The 20,500-nt window shown below is 63.1% G+C and carries 17 protein-coding genes and 1 pseudogene; 7 read left to right on the forward strand and 11 right to left on the reverse strand.

Annotation, left to right across the window (positions count from 1 at the left end; genetic code table 11):
• Positions 1-27: 27 nt before the first annotated feature.
• Positions 28-477 carry a host attachment protein gene (locus QM996_RS12265; RefSeq protein WP_500267719.1) on the reverse strand — a complete coding sequence of 150 codons (450 nt, stop codon included), beginning with the start codon at positions 475-477 and terminating at the stop codon, positions 28-30.
• 126 nt (positions 478-603) lie between these two features.
• Positions 604-1,278: a helix-turn-helix transcriptional regulator gene (locus QM996_RS12270; protein ID WP_500267720.1), complete on the reverse strand. Its 675-nt coding sequence runs from the start codon at positions 1,276-1,278 to the stop codon at positions 604-606.
• Between the two features lie 144 nt (positions 1,279-1,422).
• On the opposite strand from QM996_RS12270, the gene QM996_RS12275 reads away from it, so the two are divergent.
• The 3 genes and pseudogenes from QM996_RS12275 (at position 1,423) to QM996_RS12285 (ending at position 4,728) form a co-directional block, all read left to right on the forward strand.
• On the forward strand, positions 1,423-1,722 hold the full coding sequence (locus QM996_RS12275; protein ID WP_173517482.1) for a hypothetical protein: 300 nt from the start codon (positions 1,423-1,425) through the stop codon (positions 1,720-1,722).
• 66 nt (positions 1,723-1,788) lie between these two features.
• Positions 1,789-2,888 (forward strand): annotated as a pseudogene (locus QM996_RS12280) (DNA alkylation repair protein).
• A gap of 295 nt (positions 2,889-3,183) precedes the next feature.
• Positions 3,184-4,728, forward strand: a complete 1,545-nt coding sequence (locus tag QM996_RS12285; protein ID WP_500267721.1) for a DEAD/DEAH box helicase — start codon at positions 3,184-3,186, stop codon at positions 4,726-4,728.
• Positions 4,729-4,838: 110 nt separating this feature from the next.
• Here the strand turns inward: QM996_RS12285 and QM996_RS12290 are convergent, their stop codons facing one another.
• The 3 genes from QM996_RS12290 to QM996_RS12300 form a co-directional block, all read right to left on the reverse strand.
• Positions 4,839-5,717, reverse strand: a complete 879-nt coding sequence (locus QM996_RS12290; RefSeq protein ID WP_500267722.1) for a DMT family transporter — start codon at positions 5,715-5,717, stop codon at positions 4,839-4,841.
• A 185-nt stretch (positions 5,718-5,902) separates the two neighbouring features.
• Complete coding sequence (locus QM996_RS12295; protein WP_500267723.1) at positions 5,903-6,358, reverse strand: GyrI-like domain-containing protein; 456 nt, start codon at positions 6,356-6,358, stop codon at positions 5,903-5,905.
• A gap of 82 nt (positions 6,359-6,440) precedes the next feature.
• On the reverse strand, positions 6,441-7,310 hold the full coding sequence (locus QM996_RS12300) for a LysR family transcriptional regulator (protein ID WP_500267724.1): 870 nt from the start codon (positions 7,308-7,310) through the stop codon (positions 6,441-6,443).
• 81 nt (positions 7,311-7,391) lie between these two features.
• Here QM996_RS12300 and QM996_RS12305 point away from each other — a divergent pair, with 81 nt between their 5' ends.
• The 4 genes from QM996_RS12305 (at position 7,392) to QM996_RS12320 (ending at position 11,877) form a co-directional block, all read left to right on the forward strand.
• Positions 7,392-8,471: a YeiH family protein gene (locus QM996_RS12305; protein WP_500267725.1), complete on the forward strand. Its 1,080-nt coding sequence runs from the start codon at positions 7,392-7,394 to the stop codon at positions 8,469-8,471.
• A 223-nt stretch (positions 8,472-8,694) separates the two neighbouring features.
• Positions 8,695-10,089, forward strand: a complete 1,395-nt coding sequence (locus tag QM996_RS12310) for a circularly permuted type 2 ATP-grasp protein (protein ID WP_500270303.1) — start codon at positions 8,695-8,697, stop codon at positions 10,087-10,089.
• 3 nt (positions 10,090-10,092) lie between these two features.
• The gene (locus QM996_RS12315; protein ID WP_500267726.1) at positions 10,093-11,031 is read left to right on the forward strand and encodes an alpha-E domain-containing protein; all 939 of its coding nucleotides are present in this window, start codon (positions 10,093-10,095) and stop codon (positions 11,029-11,031) included.
• A 15-nt stretch (positions 11,032-11,046) separates the two neighbouring features.
• Positions 11,047-11,877: a transglutaminase family protein gene (locus tag QM996_RS12320; RefSeq protein WP_500267727.1), complete on the forward strand. Its 831-nt coding sequence runs from the start codon at positions 11,047-11,049 to the stop codon at positions 11,875-11,877.
• A 131-nt stretch (positions 11,878-12,008) separates the two neighbouring features.
• On the opposite strand, the gene araD is transcribed toward QM996_RS12320, so the two are convergent.
• The 6 genes from araD to chvE all read right to left on the reverse strand — a co-directional run bounded on the left by araD (position 12,009) and on the right by chvE (position 20,385).
• Positions 12,009-13,754 carry an IlvD/Edd family dehydratase gene (gene araD / locus QM996_RS12325; RefSeq protein ID WP_500267728.1) on the reverse strand — a complete coding sequence of 582 codons (1,746 nt, stop codon included), beginning with the start codon at positions 13,752-13,754 and terminating at the stop codon, positions 12,009-12,011.
• 54 nt (positions 13,755-13,808) lie between these two features.
• On the reverse strand, positions 13,809-15,242 hold the full coding sequence (locus QM996_RS12330) for an aldehyde dehydrogenase family protein (protein WP_500267729.1): 1,434 nt from the start codon (positions 15,240-15,242) through the stop codon (positions 13,809-13,811).
• Between the two features lie 67 nt (positions 15,243-15,309).
• The gene (gene araD1 / locus QM996_RS12335) at positions 15,310-16,305 is read right to left on the reverse strand and encodes an AraD1 family protein (RefSeq protein ID WP_500267730.1); all 996 of its coding nucleotides are present in this window, start codon (positions 16,303-16,305) and stop codon (positions 15,310-15,312) included.
• A gap of 170 nt (positions 16,306-16,475) precedes the next feature.
• On the reverse strand, positions 16,476-17,684 hold the full coding sequence (gene mmsB / locus QM996_RS12340) for a multiple monosaccharide ABC transporter permease (protein WP_247958574.1): 1,209 nt from the start codon (positions 17,682-17,684) through the stop codon (positions 16,476-16,478).
• Complete coding sequence (gene mmsA, locus QM996_RS12345) at positions 17,684-19,219, reverse strand: ATP-binding cassette domain-containing protein (protein WP_500267731.1); 1,536 nt, start codon at positions 19,217-19,219, stop codon at positions 17,684-17,686. Before mmsA ends, mmsB begins: the two co-directional genes overlap by 1 nt.
• Before the next feature lie 98 nt (positions 19,220-19,317).
• The gene (gene chvE, locus QM996_RS12350; protein WP_500267732.1) at positions 19,318-20,385 is read right to left on the reverse strand and encodes a type 1 periplasmic-binding domain-containing protein; all 1,068 of its coding nucleotides are present in this window, start codon (positions 20,383-20,385) and stop codon (positions 19,318-19,320) included.
• Between the last annotated feature and the right edge of the window lie 115 nt (positions 20,386-20,500).

Here is a 20,500-nt window from a genome sequence, read left to right on the forward strand (position 1 = left end):
CCTTGCGAAAACGCAGCCTCGTCCGGCTTAGGGGAACACTGCGGCCCGCGCTGTCGCGATCAGTTGCTCCGTGGTTGCAGCGACGCAATTGCGGTCGATCTCGGCGACCGTCCGCTCCCGGACGTGCGCGGAGAGGTGCTTCCTGAGATCGCCGAGGGTCCTTGGAGCCGCGCAGATCACCAGGCTGTCGAAAGCATGGTCGGCGGCGTAGCTCTCCAGTTTTTCAGCCACGTCGGCAACGAAGCGTTGCTGCTCCTCGCGAACGGGATCGCTCTTGTATTCCATTGCGGATCGTCCGTATCCGACCGAAGTGTGCGACCGGCCCGGCTTGTCGGCCATGATGTCCTGCACGCGCTTGGGTTCGGTGTGAAAGGTTTCCTCCTCCGGTCGCTGGCGGCACTCTTTCAAGAGATTAACGCCCTTGACGATGCGCGCGGTATTGCCGTCCGCGACCAATATCCATGTCCGGTTCTGCACGATTGTCTCCCAGTGAAAGGTGTGGATCGTGTTGGGCCGAAGAGGCCCTTTAAAGAAACGCACGAGGCTCGGTTCGGTTCCATAGGCGGCCCCTTCCGCGCCACTTATTTGCGCCCGCGGTTGCATCTACATGCGTGCAAGATAGGCTTCGAAGCTGCGCTCGGGCATCGCCTCGTAGCGCTCGCGCTCGACCTCAAGCGAACTGATCCGGTCGACCCGGAAATCCCGGAAGTCCGACCTCAGCTCGCACCAGCCGGTGAGCAGCCAGTTATGACCGAAGACGCTGAGGCCGAGCGGCCAGATGGTACGCTCGGAGTGCTCGTCCTTGAGGCTGTCATAGGCGAGCCGAAGCTTGCGCCGCTCGGCGATCGCCTGTCGGAGATCGCCGAGCAATGCCGGCGGTTCCGGCTGGAGTGCCGAGCGGAAGGCGCGAAGCGGTGCCGCCGTCAGCCGCTGCCGATGTTCGGGCGGCAGACCGTGGGCGATCTTCTCCATCGCCTCGCGCGCCGACTGGGCAAGCCGCCCGTCGCCCAGCATCTGCACGGCCCGGGCACCGAAGGCCAGCGCTTCGAGCTGCTCGAAGGTGAAGGCGAGCGGCGGCGCGTCGAAGGCCCCGCGCAGCAGATAGCCGACGCCGCGCTCGCCATCGATCGGAGCGCCCGAGGCGATCAGATGCTCCATGTCGCGATAGATCGTCCTCTGAGCGACCTCCATTTTCTCGGCGATCTCACGCGCCGTCATCGCCCGCCCGGTGGCGCGCATGAGCTGGATGATGCGAAAAAGCCGGTCGGCAGGTCTCATGCGTTGCCTCCTTCGCCATCGTGCCGCACGTTTAAGGGCTATAGCGACCGCCCGACACGCACAAGGATCCGACCGTCGACTATGGCCATAAGGCTGTCAGTTGCCCTGTGCTAAATCAAGCTCCAACAGACATGGAGCATGAACATGACCAGCGACCACATCCTTGAGCTTGCCGTTTGCATCGTCCTCGACAAACCCGCGGCGACAGCCACGCGCCACCGGGCGATGCAAGCCGTTTCCCGCTATCCCGGCTTCATCTCCTGGCGCGCGGTCGACTCCTGCGAGACATCGGGAATGTTTGCGGATCTGGTCGAATGGGAGACGCTGGAGGCCGCCCGATCCGCCGGTGAACGCGTTCGGGTCGATCCGGAGTTTGCGCCTTATGCCGCAACGATCAGTGCGGTGATGCTGGTGCAGCATTTTACCGACGGCCAGAAGATCTGAGCGGCCAGAGGAACGAGGGCCAGAGAAACAAGGGGCCAGAGAAACAAGGGGAAGGACTGCCTGACAATGGCCGAGCCACTGAAGAACCTGCTGCACCCCGGCGTCGTCACGGACATTGCCGACCGGATCGCCAGCGACACCAGCGCCTTCGATCGGGAAAATTCCTGCGGCTCGCAAGCGACGGCCTCGAGGCGCTGGAACTGATGCAGCGTTCGCTCAAGATCCGCGACGCGCTCGTCGAGACCTTGCCGCAGCCGTTTGCCGGAGCCGCCGAGATTCTCGCAGCCTGCCTGCCCCGGGATGGCGTTCCCGGCATCAGCGGCTGGGCGCTTCTGCCTGTCAGCCAGTTTGTCGCCCTGCGCGGTCTCGAGGACTTCGATCTGTCGCTATCGCTGCTGAGCGCCTTGACGCCGCATTTCACCGGCGAGTTCGGCATTCGCGTCTTCATCGATCACGACCAGGATCGCGCACTGGCGACGATCCGCACCTGGACCGGCGACGCCAACCATCACGTCCGGCGGCTGGCGAGCGAAGGTACGCGGCCGCGCCTGCCCTGGGCAATGCGTCTGCCGAAACTCATCCGCGACCCGAAGCCGATCCTGCCGATCCTGACGGCGCTCCTCGACGACCCCGAGGACTATGTGCGCCGCTCGGTCGCCAACAGTCTCAACGACATCGCCAAGGACCACCCGGACATGGTGGCTGCTTTCGTCGCCGAGCACGTCGGCAATGCGTCGCCAGAGCGCCGCCAGCTTCTGCGCCACGCCTCGCGCACGCTCCTGAAGCAGGGGCACTTGGCCGCGCTCTCGAATTTCGGCTTCGCCGCTCCGAGCCGCATTCATGCCCGTCTCTCGCTCGACCGCTCCGAAATCGTGCTCGGCGAAAGCCTTGGCCTGCGCCTTGCGATCAGCCATCAGGCCCAGACCAGCCAGAAGGTGATGATCGACTACGCGGTCCACCATCGCAAGGCGAACGGCTCGACATCACCCAAAGTCTTCAAATGGACATCGGCGACGCTCGCGCCCGGCGGCTCGATCGAGATCGAGAAACGCCATGCGATCCGGCCGATCACGACGCGCCGCTATTATGCCGGCACGCACCGCATCGTCATCCTCGTCAACGGACAGGAAGCGGCGGAAGCCGGTTTTGATCTCGCGCTGGAGTAGATCTCATTTCGCACCTGCGAAAAGATGCACCTTGACTTTTTCGTCCAAACCAACGACATGGTGCCCAGCGTCACCTTCCGGCCGCCGCGTGAGCGCGCCCTCGGCAACCACTGAAAGCCGAGAAGAAGGTATAGCGCACCCATCGCCGCACTAGGCGGCACAGCACAGGCGCTTGACGACTTTCTTTAACCCACAAGTTCCCAATTCACGCGGGGTTCTTGACGCCGAACGACACCGGAACAGCAAGGATGCGGTTCCGGCGAATGCGTTTGGCGCCCCCAAAAGGTATATGCATTTGTCCACCTTTAAAGATCTCGGCCTCTCCCAGCACATTCTGGACACCCTGTCCGCCAACGGCTTCGAAAAACCGACGCCGATCCAGGCGCAGGCCATTCCGCAGGTGCTGAAGGGCAACGATCTCATCGGTCTCGCCCAGACCGGCACCGGCAAGACGGCCGCCTTCGGCCTGCCGATGATCGAAAAGCTCGTTGCCGAAGGCAGACGCCCGGATCCTCGCAATATCCGCGCCCTCGTGCTCGCCCCGACCCGCGAACTGGTCAACCAGATCGCTGCCAACCTCAAGCTCTTCGTCAAGAAGTCTCCGCTGAAGATCGGCGTCGTTGTCGGTGGCGTCTCGATCAACAAGCAGACCGAACAGCTCGCCCGCGGCGTCGATATCCTGGTCGCAACACCGGGCCGCCTGCTCGACCTCGTCGCCCGCAAGGCCGTGACGCTGACGCAAGGGCGCTATCTCGTGCTCGACGAAGCCGACCAGATGCTCGACCTCGGCTTCATCCACGACCTGCGCAAGATTTCCAAGCTCGTGCCGAAGAACCGCCAGACGCTGCTGTTCTCGGCCACCATGCCGAAGCAGATCGCGGATCTCGCGGGTGAGTATCTGACCAACCCGGTCAAGGTCGAAGTGACGCCTCCGGGCAAGGCCGCCGACAAGGTCGAACAGTATGTTCACTTCGTTCCCGGCAAGGACCTGAAGACGCAGATCCTCAAGCAGTCGCTGACCGACAATCCGGACGGCCTGTCGCTGATCTTCAGCCGCACCAAGCATGGCGCCGAGAAGCTGATGAAGCATCTCGACCACGTGGGCTTCAAGGCCGCTTCGATCCATGGCAACAAGAGCCAGGGCCAGCGCGAGCGCGCGCTGAAGGCGTTCCGTGACGGCGAAATCCGCGTGCTGGTCGCAACCGACGTTGCCGCCCGCGGCATCGACATCCCCGGCGTCACCCACGTCTACAACTACGATCTGCCGGAAGTGCCCGACGCCTATGTTCACCGTATCGGCCGTACTGCCCGCGCCGGCCGCGACGGCATCGCGATTGCCTTCTGCGCCCCCGACGAAATCCGCCTGCTGCGTGACATCGAGAAGCTGATGGGCATCTCGATCGCGGTTGCCAGCGGTGAAGCGCCGGCCGACCAGGCACGCGCCGCCAAGGGCCGCGGCGGCCGTGGCAATGGCAATGGTCATCGCAAGGGCAACGGCGGCGGCCAGCACCAGAACGGCGGTCGCCCGCGTCGTGAACGCCCGGCCGGCGAACCGATTGCCGTCACCAGCGGCTTCACCGGCGATGACCTGCTGCGCGACGAACGCCGCCCGCAGAAGCAGGAGCGCCGCGACCATGGCCATCCGCAGAACGACGGCCGTGGCGAGGGCAACCGCAACCACGACGGCAAGAAGCACCATGGTCGCCCCGGCCAGAAGCAGGGCGAACGGCGCGACCGCAACCATGGCGGCCGCAACGAAAACCGCGGTGGCGGCGAGCGCCGCGACGGTGGCCAGGGCATGCGCCGTGGTGCCGGCGGCAGCCGCGGCCACCAGGGCTGATCTCTAAAAATCGTCGATACGGACGGCGGGTCGTTTCGGCCCGCCGTTTTAGTTTTTGGTTATTCGCATGTCGTTATCGCAAAACCGCCGCGCATTTTGCGTGACATGCTTTATGCCCGCTGTTTGCGGTTGGTGAGATAGACCCCGGCAACGGCGATCACCGTTCCGATGATCATCGGCAGGGTCAGCGCTTCGCCGAAGAAAATAGCCGCCTGCACAGCCGCAAGCGGCGGCACGAGATAGATCAGCGATGCCGCGCGCGACACCTGACCGCGCCGAATGAGATAGAGCAGCAGCGCGATCGCCCCCATCGAAAGCCCCAGCACTGACCAGGCGAGCGCCGCGACGACCTGAAGATTCCAGGTGACGTGCAGGTCCTCCAGCAGCAGCGCCAGCGGAACTGTGACGACCAGCGCGCCGAGATATTGCAGCGCCGCGATGGTGCGGATATCGCCGCTCTGCAAATGGCGCTTCTGGTAGAGCGTGCCGTAGGTGACGGCGCCCATCCCGAGCACGTTGACGATGACGGGCAGGAGATGGATCGGCGTCGCGCCGGTATCGATCGCCAGCACCTTCGGCAGCACGGCGAGCGCAATGCCGAAGAAGCCGAGCACCAGCCCGAGCTTCTGTTGGGTCGTCAGTTTTTCGTCGATGACAAAGGCGGCGGCGACCGCCGTCATCAGCGGCTGCAAGCCGGCAATGATGCCGGAAATGCCTGCTGGCACGCCCTCGCCGATCGCCCACCAGACCGCCCCGAGATAAAGTCCATGCAGGAACATGCCTGACACTACGGCATGACCGAGAACTGCCGGGGACCTCGACCAGCGAGCACCGGTCGCGACGCAAAATCCGATGAAGAGCACGATCGCCAGTGTGTAGCGCAGCACCAGAAAGGTCAGCGGATCGGCGTAAGCCGCCGCATATTTCGCGACGACCCAGCCGGTCGACCAGAGCAGAACGAAGATGGCGGGGGCCAGGCGGGCGAGCATGATGGGCCTATCGGGATGACGGTGGCGGACGGGCAAAGTAGTACAACGCGCCTTCCGGAATGGCTCCAAGCCGCTATAACACTTTGATCTGCCGTTGATTTCTGCTCAAATCCCTCTGATTTGAGCACTCATGCAAGTATCCGCGACCTCATTGATGGTCAAAGCAATTTTTCTGATGGCAAGCATCAGCCAATCGGAACCATCAGCCGCAGCGGGGAAAGCGACAGCGACACGAACCCGGGTTCGTACTCTTCGCGATAGTGCAGCAGGGCTGTGTCGACCGCGTGCCCCTTGGCCGCAATCCAATCAAACATTTTCTGGTAATGCGCGAAAACGTCGCCGCTGTCTGGATGATGCAAGACCGTGGCGAAGCGCATCTGCGGCAGGTCGACATGCCCGGGGTGAACCAACGTCTCGGCCTCGTCCGAGACATAGCCGACGAGATAGCGGAAACCGTCCGGGCGGCCGTTCCAGGAAAGGCCGACCAAGGCGGCATGATCCCTGGGGTGAAGGCGCCTGTGGTGCTCCTGCATCTCGGCGATCAGCCGGCGCACGGCGCCATCGGCCGCCTCGACGAAAGTCCCTTCCCAGAAGGCACCGGCAATACGCTGTGCGGGTCTCTCAACGATTTCGAATGCCATGCTCACCTCTTCAAGCGGAAGACCTTACAAGCATTGCCCCATTTTCCCGCGTTGCAGCCGCGGGAGCAAAACGAAATTTGCCTCAAAGCAGTTCCACGAAGGCGCGCGCCGCATGGCTGAACTGTCTTTCGCGATGGGTCAGCAGTTCGAAGCTGCGCTCCGCCAGTTCGAACGGCAGCTCCACCAGCCGGCCACTGTCGACGAAGGGCTGGGCGGCAAGCCGGGAGACGGCCGTCACGAATGGGCCGCTTTCGACAGCCGTCAGCACCGCTTCGTTGGAAGGCAGCTCGAGCTCGATCTTCAAACCGTCGAGGTCCGCTCCATGATCACCCATCGATTGCAGGAACATTGCCCGCGTACCGGAACCCTCTTCACGCAGCACCCAACGCGCCGCAAGCAGCATCGCCAGATTGACCGGGGCGCAGACGAGCGGATGCGCGGGTGAAGCATAGACCGCGATGCGATCGATCGCGACGCGGCGATGGTCGAGCTTGGCACCATCGACCCGTCCCTCGACGAAGCCGAGCTGTGCGGTCCCCTCCTCAACCGCTTCGGCGACGACGGCCGTATTGCGCACAGTCAGCTTCACGTCGACCTGCGGATAGTCGTGGGTGAAGCGGGCGAGGCGCGCCGGCAGCCAGTAGCTCGCAACCGTCTGGCTTGCGGCAATCGAGAGTTCGCCGCGGCGAAGCTGCGAGAGATCGTTGAGACAGGCCGTCGCTGCGGTCGCCCGGGCGAGGACCGCCCTCGCCTCCGGCAGGAACGCCCTGCCGGCATCGGTCAGCGCCAAACCGCGGCCGACCCGATCGAACAACCGCACGTCGTGCTGGGTTTCCAATGCTGCGATCGCGGCGCTTGCCGCCGACTGGGTGACGTTCATCGCCTCGGCGGCTTTGGTCATGTGCAGGCGCTCGGCGACCGCGACGAAGATTCTAAGCTGATCGAGTGTCATGGCAGATCAATCTCAAAAATCGATCAGAATGACAAGAATAATCCGTTAGACTGATTCATGGATCGGCGTAGGTTGCGCGCCATGTCCAGATTGCATCCTCCGTTCCGCTTCGCTCTTTCGTCTTCCATTTCCCGCCTGACGTGTATTCTTCCGGGACTTTTCCTCTGCTGTCTCGTCGCGCTCGCGGCCATCGGCCTCGAATGGATCGAGTGGCGCTGGACAGGTCGGGCCTGGCTGGAGGCCCTCGTTCTTGCCATTCTTCTTGGCGCCATCGTTCGCGCCATCTGGACGCCCGGCGCCCGCTTCCTCTCGGGCATCCATTTCTCCGCCAAGGTTCTGCTGGAGACGGCGATCGTCCTGATCGGCGCCATGCTGAGCTTCGACGCGATCGCCGCGAGCGGGCCGACGCTGCTCGCCACCATCGTCTCCATGGTATTGCTGTCGATCTCGACCGGCTATCTGATCGCAAGGCTGCTCGGCCTGCCGAAACGCCTGGCGACACTGATCGCCTGCGGCAACGCCATCTGCGGCAACTCCGCCATCGCGGCCGTTGCTCCAGCGATCGGCGCCCGCGGCGAAGAGGTGGCAGCCGCCATCTCGTTTACCGCCATCCTCGGCATCGCCGTCGTCCTGTCGCTGCCCTTCGTCGGCGGCAGGCTTGGCATGACGCCGCGGGGCTACGGCGTCTTTGCCGGCATGACGGTCTACGCCGTGCCGCAGGTGCTGGCCGCTGCCAGCCCTTTCAGTTCGCTCTCGGTCCAGGTCGGCACGCTCGTCAAGCTCGTGCGTGTGCTGATGCTCGGCCCTGTCGTCTTCTGTTTCTCGCTGATCGGCGGCCGCGATGCTGAATTAGTGCCGGGCGAGCACCGTAAAACGGGGTCGCGCCTCGCCATCGTCGCCCAGTTAGTTCCCTGGTTCATCCTCGGCTTCCTGGCCGTCGCCGTCGCCCGCAACAGCGACGTAATCTCCGATCCGCTCGCGACAGGCGCGGAGAAGGCCTCCACCTGGCTGACCGTCATCGCCATGGCCGGGCTCGGCCTCGAGGTCGACATCCGCACGCTCGCCAGTGCCGGCCCGCGCGCCAGTGCCGCTGCCCTGCTCTCGCTTCTCGTGCTCTGCATTCTGTCGGCGCTCGCAATCGCCTGCCTGGGGCTCGGTTAGCCTCGAAACCCAAGTCCAATTTTAGGGCATGTGCATATTTTGTAGCCGTGCGGCCGCCGCACCTTTTCGGCGGCCGGATCCCACTGCCCGGATGTTGGGCAGTTTACCCCGCAAACAGGCGTCAATTTTCTTTTCAGGCGACTGAGCACGCTTCTTGCATTGCAACCAGCGTTGTACTCAAATGGTCAAAAATAAGGGGACCACGCCTTTGGCATTTGACGAAATGATGAATGCGGACAGCAGTCCGCGCCAGCCATATTCGACCTATCATGAATGGTATGCCAGCCAGGACAAAAATCGGCTCATAGCAAAATCCAAGGAAGCCGAGAACATATTCCGCAAGACCGGCATCACCTTCGCGGTCTACGGACACGCAGACAGCTCCGAAAAGCTCATCCCCTTTGATCTCATCCCCCGCATCATCTCCGGCCGCGAATGGCGCAAGCTCGCCCAGGGCATCGAACAGCGGGTCATCGCCCTCAACGCCTTTCTCGACGACATCTACCACAAGCAGGAAATCATCCGCGCCGGCCGCATCCCGCGCGAACTGATCGAGAGGAACGAAGCCTTCCTGCCGCAGATGATCGGCTTTAGGCCGCCGGGCGGCGTCTACACTCACATCGTCGGCACCGACATCGTCCGCACCGGCGAAGATCAGTTCTATGTGCTGGAAGACAATGCACGCACGCCGTCCGGCGTCAGCTACATGCTGGAAAACCGCGAAACGATGATGCAGATGTTCCCGGAACTCTTCCATCAGAACCGCGTGCGCCCGGTCGAGAACTACCCCTATCTGTTGCGCCAGAGCCTCGCTTCGCTCGCCCCTCCCGGCTGCAGCGGCAAGCCGCGCGTCGCGGTGCTGACGCCCGGCATCTACAACTCCGCCTTCTACGAACACGCCTTCCTCGCCGACATGATGGGCGTGGAACTCGTCGAGGGCTCGGATCTGCGCGTGATCGACGGCAAGGTGAAGATGCGTACGACCCGCGGCTACGAGGCGATCGACGTGCTCTACCGCCGCGTCGACGACGACTTCCTCGATCCGCTGACCTTTCGCCCGGATTCAGCGCTCGGCATTCCCGGCATCATGGACGTCTACCGCGCCGGCAACATCACGATCGCCAATGCCCCCGGCACCGGGATTTCCGACGACAAGGCGATCTATTCCTACATGCCCGAGATTGTCGAATTCTACACCGGCCGCAAGCCGCTGCTCGAAAACGTGCCCACCTGGCGCTGCTCCGAGCCGCAGAGCCTGAAATACGTGCTCGAACATCTGGAAGAGCTGGTGGTCAAGGAAGTGCACGGTTCCGGCGGCTACGGCATGCTGGTCGGGCCGACGGCGACCAGGAGGGAGCGCGCCGTCTTCGCGGAAAAGCTGAAGAGCCGCCCCAACAACTACATCGCCCAGCCGACGCTTTCCCTCTCCACCGTGCCGATCCTGGTCAACAAGGGCATTGCGCCCCGGCACGTCGACCTTCGCCCCTATGTCCTCGTCTCCGACAAGGTGCAGATCATCCCCGGCGGCCTGACGCGCGTGGCGCTCAAGGCCGGTTCGCTCGTCGTGAATTCCAGCCAGGGCGGCGGGACCAAGGACACCTGGGTGCTGGAGGACTGAGAGATGCTGGGAAGAACTGCAAACGGCCTCTACTGGATGTTCCGCTACATCGAGCGCGCGGAAAACGGCGCCCGGCTGATCGATGCCGGCCTGCGCATGTCGCTGACGCGCAGCGAAGCGAGCGAAGACGATTGGGACGGCGTGCTGCAAAGCGCCGGCGTGCGTGAAAACTATGACGAGGTGCACGACAAGCTGACGAGCATCGATGCGATCGACTTCCTGCTGCGCGACCGCGCCAATCCGTCGAGCGTGATGTCCTGCATCGAGGCAGGCCGCCACAACGCCCGCATGGTGCGCACCGCGCTCACCCGCGAAACCTGGGAAGCGACCAACGAATGCTACCTCGAGATGAAGGCGATGCTTTCCAAGAAGGCGCGCCCGACCGACATGCCGGAGATCATCGACACGATCAAGCGCCGCGCCGGTCTCATCCGCGGCGCATTCCACGGCACGATGCTCAGAAACGAGATTTTCAACTTCTCGCGCATCGGCACCTTCATCGAACGGGCCGACAACACCGCCCGGATCCTCGATGTGAAATACTACGTGCTCCTGCCGGCGGTCGCCGCCGTCGGCTCGTCCATGGACAATGTGCAGTGGGAGTCGATCCTGCGGTCGGTTTCGGCACACCGCGCCTATGGCTGGGTCTATGATGCCGGGCTTCGGCCAGCGAATATCGCCGACTTCCTGATTTCCAATGGCCGCATGCCGCGATCGCTTGCCTATTGCTACGAGAAGATCGCCAGCAACCTCGGCTATCTCGAGCGGGAATATGGCGAGCGCCACGCCGCCCACGATACGGCCGACCGCACGCTCGCATCGCTGCGCAGCCAGTCCATCAAGGACATCATGGACCAGGGTCTGCACGAATATCTCGAAGACTTCATCAGCCACAACAACCGTCTGGGACAGGAAATCTCCGACGGTTACCGGTTCTATTGAGATCGGGAGGATGGCATGCACCTGAAAATCAGCCACACGACCGAATACCACTATGACGAACCCGTGCAGTACGCACTGCAGCGCCTGCGGTTGACGCCGTTGACACAGCCTGGCCAGACCGTGCTCGGCTGGCAGACGCTCGTCGATGGCGCCGCAATCGAAGTGAGCTACGACGATCATTTCGGCAACCGGGTTCACCTGGTCAGCGTCGACGGCGACCGCGAGGCGATCCGCATCACGGCCTCGGGCGAGGTGCATACGGAGGACCGCGCCGGCGTCTTCGGCCCCCACCAGTCCTACGTGCCGCTGTGGCTCTATGCCCGCGAGACGCCTCTGACCAAGGCCGGCAAATTGATCCGGGAACTGGCGAAATCCGCCGAGGGCGATACCGATCTTGCCCGCATGCATGCGCTGATGGCGACGATCCACGAGGCGGTGGAGTACAAGCCCGGCGAGACCCATGCGGAGACGACGGCCGAGGACGCGCTGGAAAGCGGCCGCGGCGTCTGCCAGGACCACGCCCATGTCCTGATCGCGGCAGCGCGCTCGCTCGACCTGCCGGCCCGTTACATCTCAGGCTATCTGATGATGGAGGGTCAGCCGGACCAGACGGCGAGCCATGCCTGGGCGGAAATTCATCTGAACGGACTGGGCTGGGTCGGCTTCGACGCTGCCAACAAGATCTGCCCCGACGACCGCTATGTCCGGATCGCTTCCGGCCTCTGCTACCGCGACGCCGCGCCCATCTCAGGGCTGATCCATGGCGAAGCCAAGGAGACGCTGAAGGTATCGGTGACGGTCGAACAGCAGCAGCAAAGCCAGAGTCAGAGCCAGAGCCAGTCATAAGACCGGTAACTTTCGCGATGGTGCGCCATCGAAGGCGCGCAAAGCTTGCGCACCGTTTCGCTCGATCGGATCACAAATGGAAATGCCGCACCGACAAGCGGTGCGGCATTGCATTCCAGGAGCCAGAAAAATCAGTGGCTGTCGCGGTTCATCGGAATGTCCGCGCCGCGCGGGCCGACAAGGAAGTCCAGGTCCGCGCCGGTATCGGCCTGCATGACCGTCTTGACGTAGAGGCCGCCATAGCCGCCGGCAAGCGGCTTCACCGGCGACACCCAGGCCGCGCGACGGCGAGCCAGTTCCTCATCCGAAACCTCGAGGTGGATGGTGCGAGCCGGTACGTCGACGGCGATCATGTCGCCATTCTCCACGAGCGCCAGGGGACCGCCATCGGCCGCTTCCGGTGCGGTGTGCAGGATGACCGTGCCATAGGCCGTGCCGGACATGCGCGCATCGGAAATGCGGATCATGTCGGTGATGCCCTTCTTCAGGACTTTCGGCGGCAGGCCCATATTGCCGACCTCGGCCATGCCGGGATACCCCTTCGGGCCGCAATACTTCAGCACCATGATGCAGGTCTCGTCTATATCGAGATCGTCGCGGTTAATGCGGGCGTGATAGTCCTCGATGCTCTCGAACACAACGGCGCGGCCCTTGTGCTGCATAAGGTGCGGCGAAGCGGCTGACGGCTTAAGCACGCAGCCCTTCGGCGCCAGGTTGCCGCGCAGCACCGCGATGCCGCCGGACTTGGTCAGTGCCTTGTCGCGCGGCACGATGACGTCGTCATTGTAGTTGACGACATCCTTGACGCCGTTCCAGATCGTGTCGCCAGTGACCGTCAGCGCCTCCTTGTGCAAGAGGCCCATCTCGCCGACGGCCTTGATCACCACCGGAAGGCCACCGGCGTAATAGAACTCCTCCATCAGGTACTTGCCCGAAGGCTGCAGGTTGACGATCGTCGGCACCTCGCGGCCGAGACGATCCCAATCGTCGAGCGTCAGGTCGACGCCGATGCGGCCGGCCAGCGCCAGGAGGTGCAGCACGGCATTGGTCGAGCCACCGACGGCGCCGTTGACGCGGATGGCGTTCTCGAAGGCCTCTTTCGTCAGGATGTCCGAGGGCTTCAAGTCCTCCTTGACCATGTCGACGATGCGGCGGCCGGAAAGCTGCGAGATCACCCGGCGGCGTGCGTCGACGGCGGGGATTGCGGCGTTGCCGGGCAGCGTCATGCCGAGCGCTTCAGCCATCGAGGCCATGGTGGAGGCCGTGCCCATGGTCATGCAGCTTCCTGCCGAGCGGGCCATGCCCTGCTCTGCATCCATGAACTCCGCCAGCGACATCTCGCCGGATTTCACCATTTCCGAGAATTGCCAGATCGCCGTGCCGGAGCCGACATCCTTGCCGCGCCACTTGCCGTTCAGCATCGGGCCGCCGGAGACGAGGATGACCGGGATATCGACGCTGGCAGCCCCCATCAGCAGGCTCGGCGTGGTCTTGTCACAGCCGCCGAGCAGCACGACGCCATCGACCGGATTGCCGCGGATCGCCTCTTCCACGTCCATCGCCGCAAGATTGCGGAACATCATCGCCGTCGGGCGCAGCGTGCTTTCGCCGACGGAGAAGACCGGAAACTCGACCGGGAAGCCGCCCGCCTCGTAGACGCCGCGCTTCACCCGCTCGGCAAGGTCGCGCAGATGCGCGTTGCACGGCGTCAGCTCCGACCAGGTGTTACAGACGCCGATGATCGGCCGCCCGTCGAACGTGTCGGCGGGCAGGCCCTGGTTCTTCATCCAGGAGCGATGCATGATGGCATTCTTGCCCGTACCGCCGAACCACTCCTGGGAACGGAGCCTACGCGGCCACTCAGCTTTCTTCTTCATCTTTTCCTTCCTTGAGCGGCCCGCGCAGATCACGCGGGCCCTGCACGGTTTCCCTTAAGCCAGGGTGTAGGCCGTCTTGACGGTGGTGTAGAACTCGGCAGCGTAGCGACCCTGCTCGCGCGAACCGTAGGACGAGCCCTTGCGGCCGCCGAAGGGCACGTGGAAATCAACGCCGGCGGTCGGCAGGTTGACCATCACCATGCCGGCTTCGGCATTGCGCTTGAAATGGGTCGCATGCTTGAGGCTGGTGGTGGCGATGCCAGAGGAGAGGCCGAAGGGCGTGTCGTTGGCGACGGCGAGCGCTTCGTCGTAATCGCGGACGCGGATGACGGATGCGACCGGGCCAAAAATCTCCTCGCGGGAGATGCGCATCGCATTCGTCGCCTCGGTGAACAGCGCCGGCTGCAGGTAGAAGCCGGGCGTGTCGCGCTTCAGAAGCTCGCCGCCGAAGGCAAGCCTGGCGCCTTCCTGCTTGCCGATGGCGATGTAGTCGGTGTCCTGGTTGAGCTGGCTCTCGTCGACCACCGGACCGATATGGGTGCCGGCCTTCAAGGCGTCATCGATCGTCAGCCCCTTCATCCGTTCGCCCATGGCCGCCACGAAACGATCGTGAATGCCCTCGGTGACGATGATGCGCGAGGACGCGGTGCAGCGCTGGCCGGTGGAGAAGAAGGCGGAATTGACCGCCGCTTCGACCGCGACCGAAAGATCGGCATCGTCGAGGACGACGAAGGGGTTCTTGCCGCCCATCTCCAACTGGTATTTGCGATTGTGCTCGACGGAGGCGGCGGCGACGCGCTTGCCGGTGCCGACGGAGCCGGTGAAGGTGATGGCGTTCACGTCGGCGCTGTCGAGCATCGCCTGGCCGACGACCGAGCCCTTGCCCATGACGAGGTTCAAGACCCCCTTCGGCAGGCCGGCGCGGTGGAGGATGTCAACGATCGCCCAGGAACTGCCAGGCACGAGCTCGGCCGGCTTGAAGACGACGGTGTTGCCGTAGCAGAGCGCAGGGGCGATCTTCCAGGCGGGAATGGCGATCGGGAAGTTCCACGGCGTGATGATGCCGACGACGCCGACCGGCTCGCGGGTGATCTCGACGCCGATATTGGGCCGGGCGGATGGCAGCACTTCGCCGGCCAGGCGCAAGCACTCGCCGGCGAAGAAATCGAAGATCTGGCCGGCACGCACGGTCTCGCCGATGCCTTCGACCAGCGTCTTGCCTTCCTCGCGCGACAGAAGCTTTCCGAGCTCGTCCTTGCGGGCGAGGATCTCGTCGGCCGTCTTCCTCAGGATCGCATGGCGCTCGAGGATGCCGGAGCGCGACCAGGCGGGAAACGCCGCCTTGGCCGCCGCGATCGCAGCTCGCGCGTCGTCGGCCGAGGCGCGGGCATATTCGCCCACCACGTCATTGGTATTCGACGGGTTGATGTTGGCAACCCCGTCGCCGCCGACCCACTCGCCGGCAATCAGGTTCTGGTGCAATGTCATAGGCTTCGAGCCTCCTTGATAGAAACGCCTGACCGTCCCTCGTGAACGGTCGCGCTTAGGAGATGTTTCAGAGCTGGCTTATGGCGACCTGTTCTTCCGCGGCGATGGCAAGGGCGTTGCGGAGCGGAAGGCCGAAGCCCGACGCCTCGATCTCGAACACGTCGCCTTCCTCGGTGCGAATGCCGTCGCCGAAGGAGAGCGTCGCCGTCCCGAACATGTGAACGTGGATGTCGCCCGGCTGGCGGAACAGTTCGTACTTGAAATGATGATGCTCAAGGTTGGCGAAACTGTGCGACATGTTGGCTTCGCCCGACAGGAACGGCTTCTCCCACAGCACCTTGCCGCCACGCAGGATCCGCGACATGCCGCGGATATCTTCCGGCGCTGCGCCGATGCGGATTTCCGGACCGAAGCTCGCCTGCCGCAGCTTCGAATGCGCCAGCCAGAGATAGTTGACCCGCTCGGTCTTGTGGTCGGAGAACTCGTTGGCAACGGCAAAGCCGATTCGGCACGGCACGCCCTTGTCGGAGATCACGTAGATGCCGGCCATTTCCGGCTCTTCACCGCCGTCCTCGGCGAAAGAGGGCGAGACGAGCGCAGCACCGGGGGCCACAGCGCTGGTGCCGTTGCCCTTGTAGAACCATTCCGGTTGTACGCCGGTTTCGCCGGCCTTCGGCTTGCCGCCTTCGAGCCCCATGCGGAACATCTTCATCGAGTCCGTCAGCGTTTCCTCGGCCGCCTCGCTCGTCTTCTTATGCATGGCGTCGCGGGTCGCGGCGGAGCCGAGATGGGTGAGACCCGTGCCGGTCAGGTGCAGGTGCGCCGGATCCGGATGGGTGATCGGCGGCAGGAAGCGTCCCTCCGCATAGGCCTTGTCGAGGTCGACGGCGGCCCCGAGACCCTTGGCCTCGATCGTCTCCCTCAGGCTGCGCCCGGCATTGGCCGCTTCCATCGCCAGGGCATAGACGCTTGCAGCGCCCTTGACCGCATGCGCGGTTTCGCCGGGCAAGCGCACCGCGACCGTTATCGATCCGTCTTCGTTCCTGATCTGCGAAATCAGCACGATCCTGTCCTTCCTGTCGTCGTTCGGGTCGCAGTCTCCGCCTTCTCAAGGCAAAAGCGTCCCCGTGGGTGACTTTCGCCACCCAATTCCAGCGGGCCAATCCGCCGATCCTGGCAACCGCGGCTGCCGGTGAATGTTACTGGTTCGCGTCGGGTCTTATGGCTTTCAGCTCAACCCTTGTTCTTGTTGTAGACATCGAAGAAGACGGCAGCGAGCAGGACGAGACCCTTGATCAGCTGCTGGTAGTCGATGCCGATGCCCATGATCGACATGCCGTTGTTCATCACGCCCATGATGAAGGCGCCGATCACCGCGCCGATGATCTTGCCGACACCGCCGGACGCCGAGGCGCCGCCGATGAAGCAGGCCGCGATGACGTCAAGCTCGAAGCCGACGCCGGCCTTCGGCGTTGCCGAATTGAGGCGGGCGGTGATGATCATGCCGGCGAGTGCCGCCAGCACGCCCATGTTGACGAAGGTGTAGAAGGTCAGCCGCTCGGTATTGATGCCCGAAAGCTTGGTCGCCTTGACGTTGCCGCCCATGGCATAGATGCGGCGACCGATCGTCGAGCGCGTGGTGATGAAGGTGTAGAGCGCGATGAGAACGGCCATGGCGATCAGCACGTTCGGCAGGCCGCGATAGGTCGCAAGCTGGAAACCGATGAACAGCGCCACGGCGGCGATCACAGCCATCTGCACTGCGAAGAAGACGAAGGGCTCGTTCTCCGTGCCGTGCTGCTCATTGATCTTGCGGTCGCGAAGGCCCGCATAGATCGCGTAGCCGACGAGCGCGATAACGGCGATGAGTGCCACCACGTTCTGAATGGTCTCAGGCGCCGGATTGAGGAAATAGAGGAAGTCCGGAACGAAGCCGGTCGACAGCAGCTGGAATTCCTTCGGGAACGGACCGATCGGGCGGCCGCCGAGCACCACATAGGTGAGCCCGCGGAAAACCAGCATGCCGGCAAGCGTGACGATGAAGGACGGGATCTTCTGGTAGGCAACCCAATAGCCCTGGGCCGCCCCCATGATGCCGCCGACGATCAGACAGGCCGGGATGACGACAAAGGCCGGCAGACCCCACTTGACCAGCATGATCGCCGAGATCGCCCCAATGAAGGCGACGATCGACCCGACCGACAGATCGATATGGCCGGCGACGATGATCAGCAGCATGCCAAGCGCCATGATGACGATGAACGAGTTCTGCAGCACCAGGTTGGTGATGTTGACCGGCTTGAACAGCACGCCGTCGGTCACGAACTGGAAGAACAGCATGATCACGACGAGTGCGACGAGCAGGCCGTATTCGCGGATATTGTTCTTGAGATAGTCCCCGATCGAGGGCTTGTTGGTTTGGGTGCTCGTATCGGCGACCATTAGTGTTTCTCCCCTGAACGCATGATGGCACGCATGATGGATTCCTGGCTCGCCTCCGCCTTCGAGAGCTCGGCTACGATGCGGCCCTCATTCATGACGTAGATGCGATCACAGGTTCCAAGCAGCTCCGGCATTTCCGATGATATCATCAGAATGCCTTTACCCTCGGCGGCAAGTTGGTTGATGATGGAGTAGATCTCATATTTCGCGCCGATGTCGATGCCGCGTGTCGGCTCGTCGAGAATGAGAACTTCCGGATTGGTGAACAGCCATTTGGACAGCACGACCTTCTGCTGGTTGCCGCCCGAGAGGTTGACCGTTTCCTGATAGATCGAGTGCGAACGGATACGCAGCTTCGAGCGATAGTCGGAGGCGACCTTCGCTTCCTTGCGGTCATCGATGACCCCGTTCGCGGCAACCGCCTTCAGGTTGGAGAGCGTCGTGTTCTCCTTGATGTTGTTGATCAGCACGAGGCCGAGCTGCTTGCGGTCCTCGGTGACGTAAGCGAGACCCGCGTCGATCGCCCGCGGAATGGTGCTGACATCGACGGGCTTCCCGCGCATCGTCACCTCGCCGGTGATCTTGTGGCCCCAGGACTTGCCGAAGAGGCTCATGGCCGTTTCGGTACGCCCTGCCCCCATCAGCCCGGCGATGCCGACGACTTCGCCGGCGCGCACGGTGAAATTGACGTCGTGCAGGAATTGCCGGTCGCGGTGATGCTGGTGGAAGACGTTCCAGTTCTTCACCTCCAGCAGCGTCTCGCCGATATTCGGCTCGCGCGGCGGATAGCGGTCTTCCATGGCGCGGCCGACCATGCCCTTGATGATCCGGTCTTCGCCGATGTCTTCGCTGTGACAGTCGAGCGTCTCGACCGTGCCGCCGTCGCGCAGGATGGTGATCTGGTCGGCGACCTTCCGGATCTCGTTCAGCTTGTGCGAAATGATGATCGAGGTCATGCCCTGCGTGCGAAACTCCATCAAGAGCTTCAGCAGCGCATCGGAATCGGTTTCGTTGAGCGAGGCGGTCGGCTCGTCGAGGATCAGCAGCCGCACCTTCTTCGATAGCGCCTTGGCGATCTCGACCAGCTGCTGCTTGCCGACGCCGATGTCGGTGATGAGCGTTGCCGGGGATTCGCTCAAGCCCACCTTCTTCAGGAGTTCCTGCGTGCGGGCGAAGGTCTGCGGCCAGTGGATCACGCCGTTGCTGGCGATCTCGTTGCCGAGGAAGATGTTCTCGGCGATCGAAAGCAGCGGCACCAGCGCCAGTTCCTGATGGATGATGATGATGCCGAGGTCTTCGCTGTCGGAAATCGTCGAGAAGCGGCGGGCTTCGCCGTCATAGTGGATTTCGCCGTCATAGGTGCCGGCGGGATAGACGCCACTCAGCACCTTCATCAGCGTCGACTTGCCGGCACCGTTTTCGCCGACGAGTGCGTGAATTTCACCTTCGCGGACCTTGAAGCTGACATTGTCCAGCGCCTTGACGCCCGGAAACGTCTTGGTGATGCCCCGCATTTCAAGAATGATATTGTCCATGTTCAGTCATTCCAGCGGCAGTCTGCGAGAGAGTACCGGCTCCGTCATCTGGATAAAAGGGGTCCGCGCCGTCGCGCGGGCCCCCATGCTCAAAAAGATCAGTTGTTGATCTGGTCTTCGGTGTAGTAGCGCGAGCTGACGAGCACGTCCTTGACGTTGGACTTGTCGACGGCAACCGGCTTCAAGAGGTAGGACGGAACGACCTTGACGCCGTTTTCATAGGTCTTGGTGTCGTTCACTTCCGGCTCCTTGCCGTCCATGATCGCATTGACCATGCCGACGGTGACCTTTGCCAGTTCGCGCGTATCCTTGAAGATCGACGAATACTGTTCGCCGGCGAGGATCGACTTGACCGACGGCAGTTCCGCGTCCTGACCGGTGACAACGGGCATCGGCATGTCGCCCGAGCCGTAGCCGACGCCCTTCAGCGCCGAGATGATGCCGATCGAGAGGCCGTCATAGGGCGAGAGCACGCCATCGACCTTGGCGTCGGTGTAGTTCGACGACAGCAGGTTTTCCATGCGGGCCTGGGCAACAGCACCGTCCCAACGCAGCGTGCCGACCTGGTCCATGCCCTTCTGGCCGGACTTGACGACGATCTTGCCGCTGTCGATCAGCGGCTGCAGGACCGACATCGCGCCGTCATAGAAGAAGAAGGCGTTGTTGTCGTCCGGCGAACCACCGAAGAGCTCGATGTTCTTGGGCTCGGTCGCACCGTCGAGCTTGAGGCCCTGGACCAGCGACGTCGCCTGCTGCACGCCGACCTGGAAGTTGTCGAAGGTGGCGTAGTAGTCGACGTTGCCCGAGTCGCGGATCAGGCGGTCATAGGCAATAACCTTGACGCCTGCATCATGGGCCTTCTGCAGGATGTCGGAGAGCGTCGTGCCGTCGATGGCGCCGATGACGAGAACCTTGGCACCCTTGGTCACCATGTTCTCGATCTGGGCGAGTTGGTTCGGAATGTCGTCGTCAGCGAACTGCAGGTCCGGGGTGTAGCCGGCTTCCTTGAACAGCTTCTCCATCGTCTCGCCGTCGGAAATCCAGCGGGTCGACGTCTTCGTCGGCATGGAAATGCCGACCGTGCCCTTGTCCTGCGCAAATACCGGCGCAGCGAAGGACGCGATCGAAATCGCAGCGGCTGCGAGAAGCGAAGTCATCAATTTCATCAGTTCTCTCCCAAAAAAGTTGAAGCCGGCAGGCAAAGCCTTCCCGTCTATGCGCAGTAATCCGCCGCCCGAGATCTTCGTCCCTGGCTGCGGATCAAGGTGAAGGAGAGGCCTC

Origin of the sequence: Sinorhizobium chiapasense, from assembly GCF_045277575.1 — a bacterium.
Taxonomy (GTDB): Bacteria; Pseudomonadota; Alphaproteobacteria; order Rhizobiales; family Rhizobiaceae; genus Ensifer; species Ensifer chiapasense_A.

Coding starts and splice junctions, on each gene's coding strand:
- QM996_RS12270 (WP_500267720.1), bottom strand. CDS start 1,278: ATGAGACCTGCCGACCGGCTTTTTCGCATCATCCAGCTCATGCGCGCC.
- QM996_RS12275 (WP_173517482.1), top strand. CDS start 1,423: ATGACCAGCGACCACATCCTTGAGCTTGCCGTTTGCATCGTCCTCGAC.
- QM996_RS12290 (WP_500267722.1), bottom strand. CDS start 5,717: ATGCTCGCCCGCCTGGCCCCCGCCATCTTCGTTCTGCTCTGGTCGACC.
- QM996_RS12295 (WP_500267723.1), bottom strand. CDS start 6,358: ATGGCATTCGAAATCGTTGAGAGACCCGCACAGCGTATTGCCGGTGCC.
- QM996_RS12300 (WP_500267724.1), bottom strand. CDS start 7,310: ATGACACTCGATCAGCTTAGAATCTTCGTCGCGGTCGCCGAGCGCCTG.
- QM996_RS12305 (WP_500267725.1), top strand. CDS start 7,392: ATGTCCAGATTGCATCCTCCGTTCCGCTTCGCTCTTTCGTCTTCCATT.
- QM996_RS12310 (WP_500270303.1), top strand. CDS start 8,695: ATGATGAATGCGGACAGCAGTCCGCGCCAGCCATATTCGACCTATCAT.
- QM996_RS12315 (WP_500267726.1), top strand. CDS start 10,093: ATGCTGGGAAGAACTGCAAACGGCCTCTACTGGATGTTCCGCTACATC.
- QM996_RS12320 (WP_500267727.1), top strand. CDS start 11,047: ATGCACCTGAAAATCAGCCACACGACCGAATACCACTATGACGAACCC.
- araD (WP_500267728.1), bottom strand. CDS start 13,754: ATGAAGAAGAAAGCTGAGTGGCCGCGTAGGCTCCGTTCCCAGGAGTGG.
- QM996_RS12330 (WP_500267729.1), bottom strand. CDS start 15,242: ATGACATTGCACCAGAACCTGATTGCCGGCGAGTGGGTCGGCGGCGAC.
- mmsB (WP_247958574.1), bottom strand. CDS start 17,684: ATGGTCGCCGATACGAGCACCCAAACCAACAAGCCCTCGATCGGGGAC.
- mmsA (WP_500267731.1), bottom strand. CDS start 19,219: ATGGACAATATCATTCTTGAAATGCGGGGCATCACCAAGACGTTTCCG.
- chvE (WP_500267732.1), bottom strand. CDS start 20,385: ATGAAATTGATGACTTCGCTTCTCGCAGCCGCTGCGATTTCGATCGCG.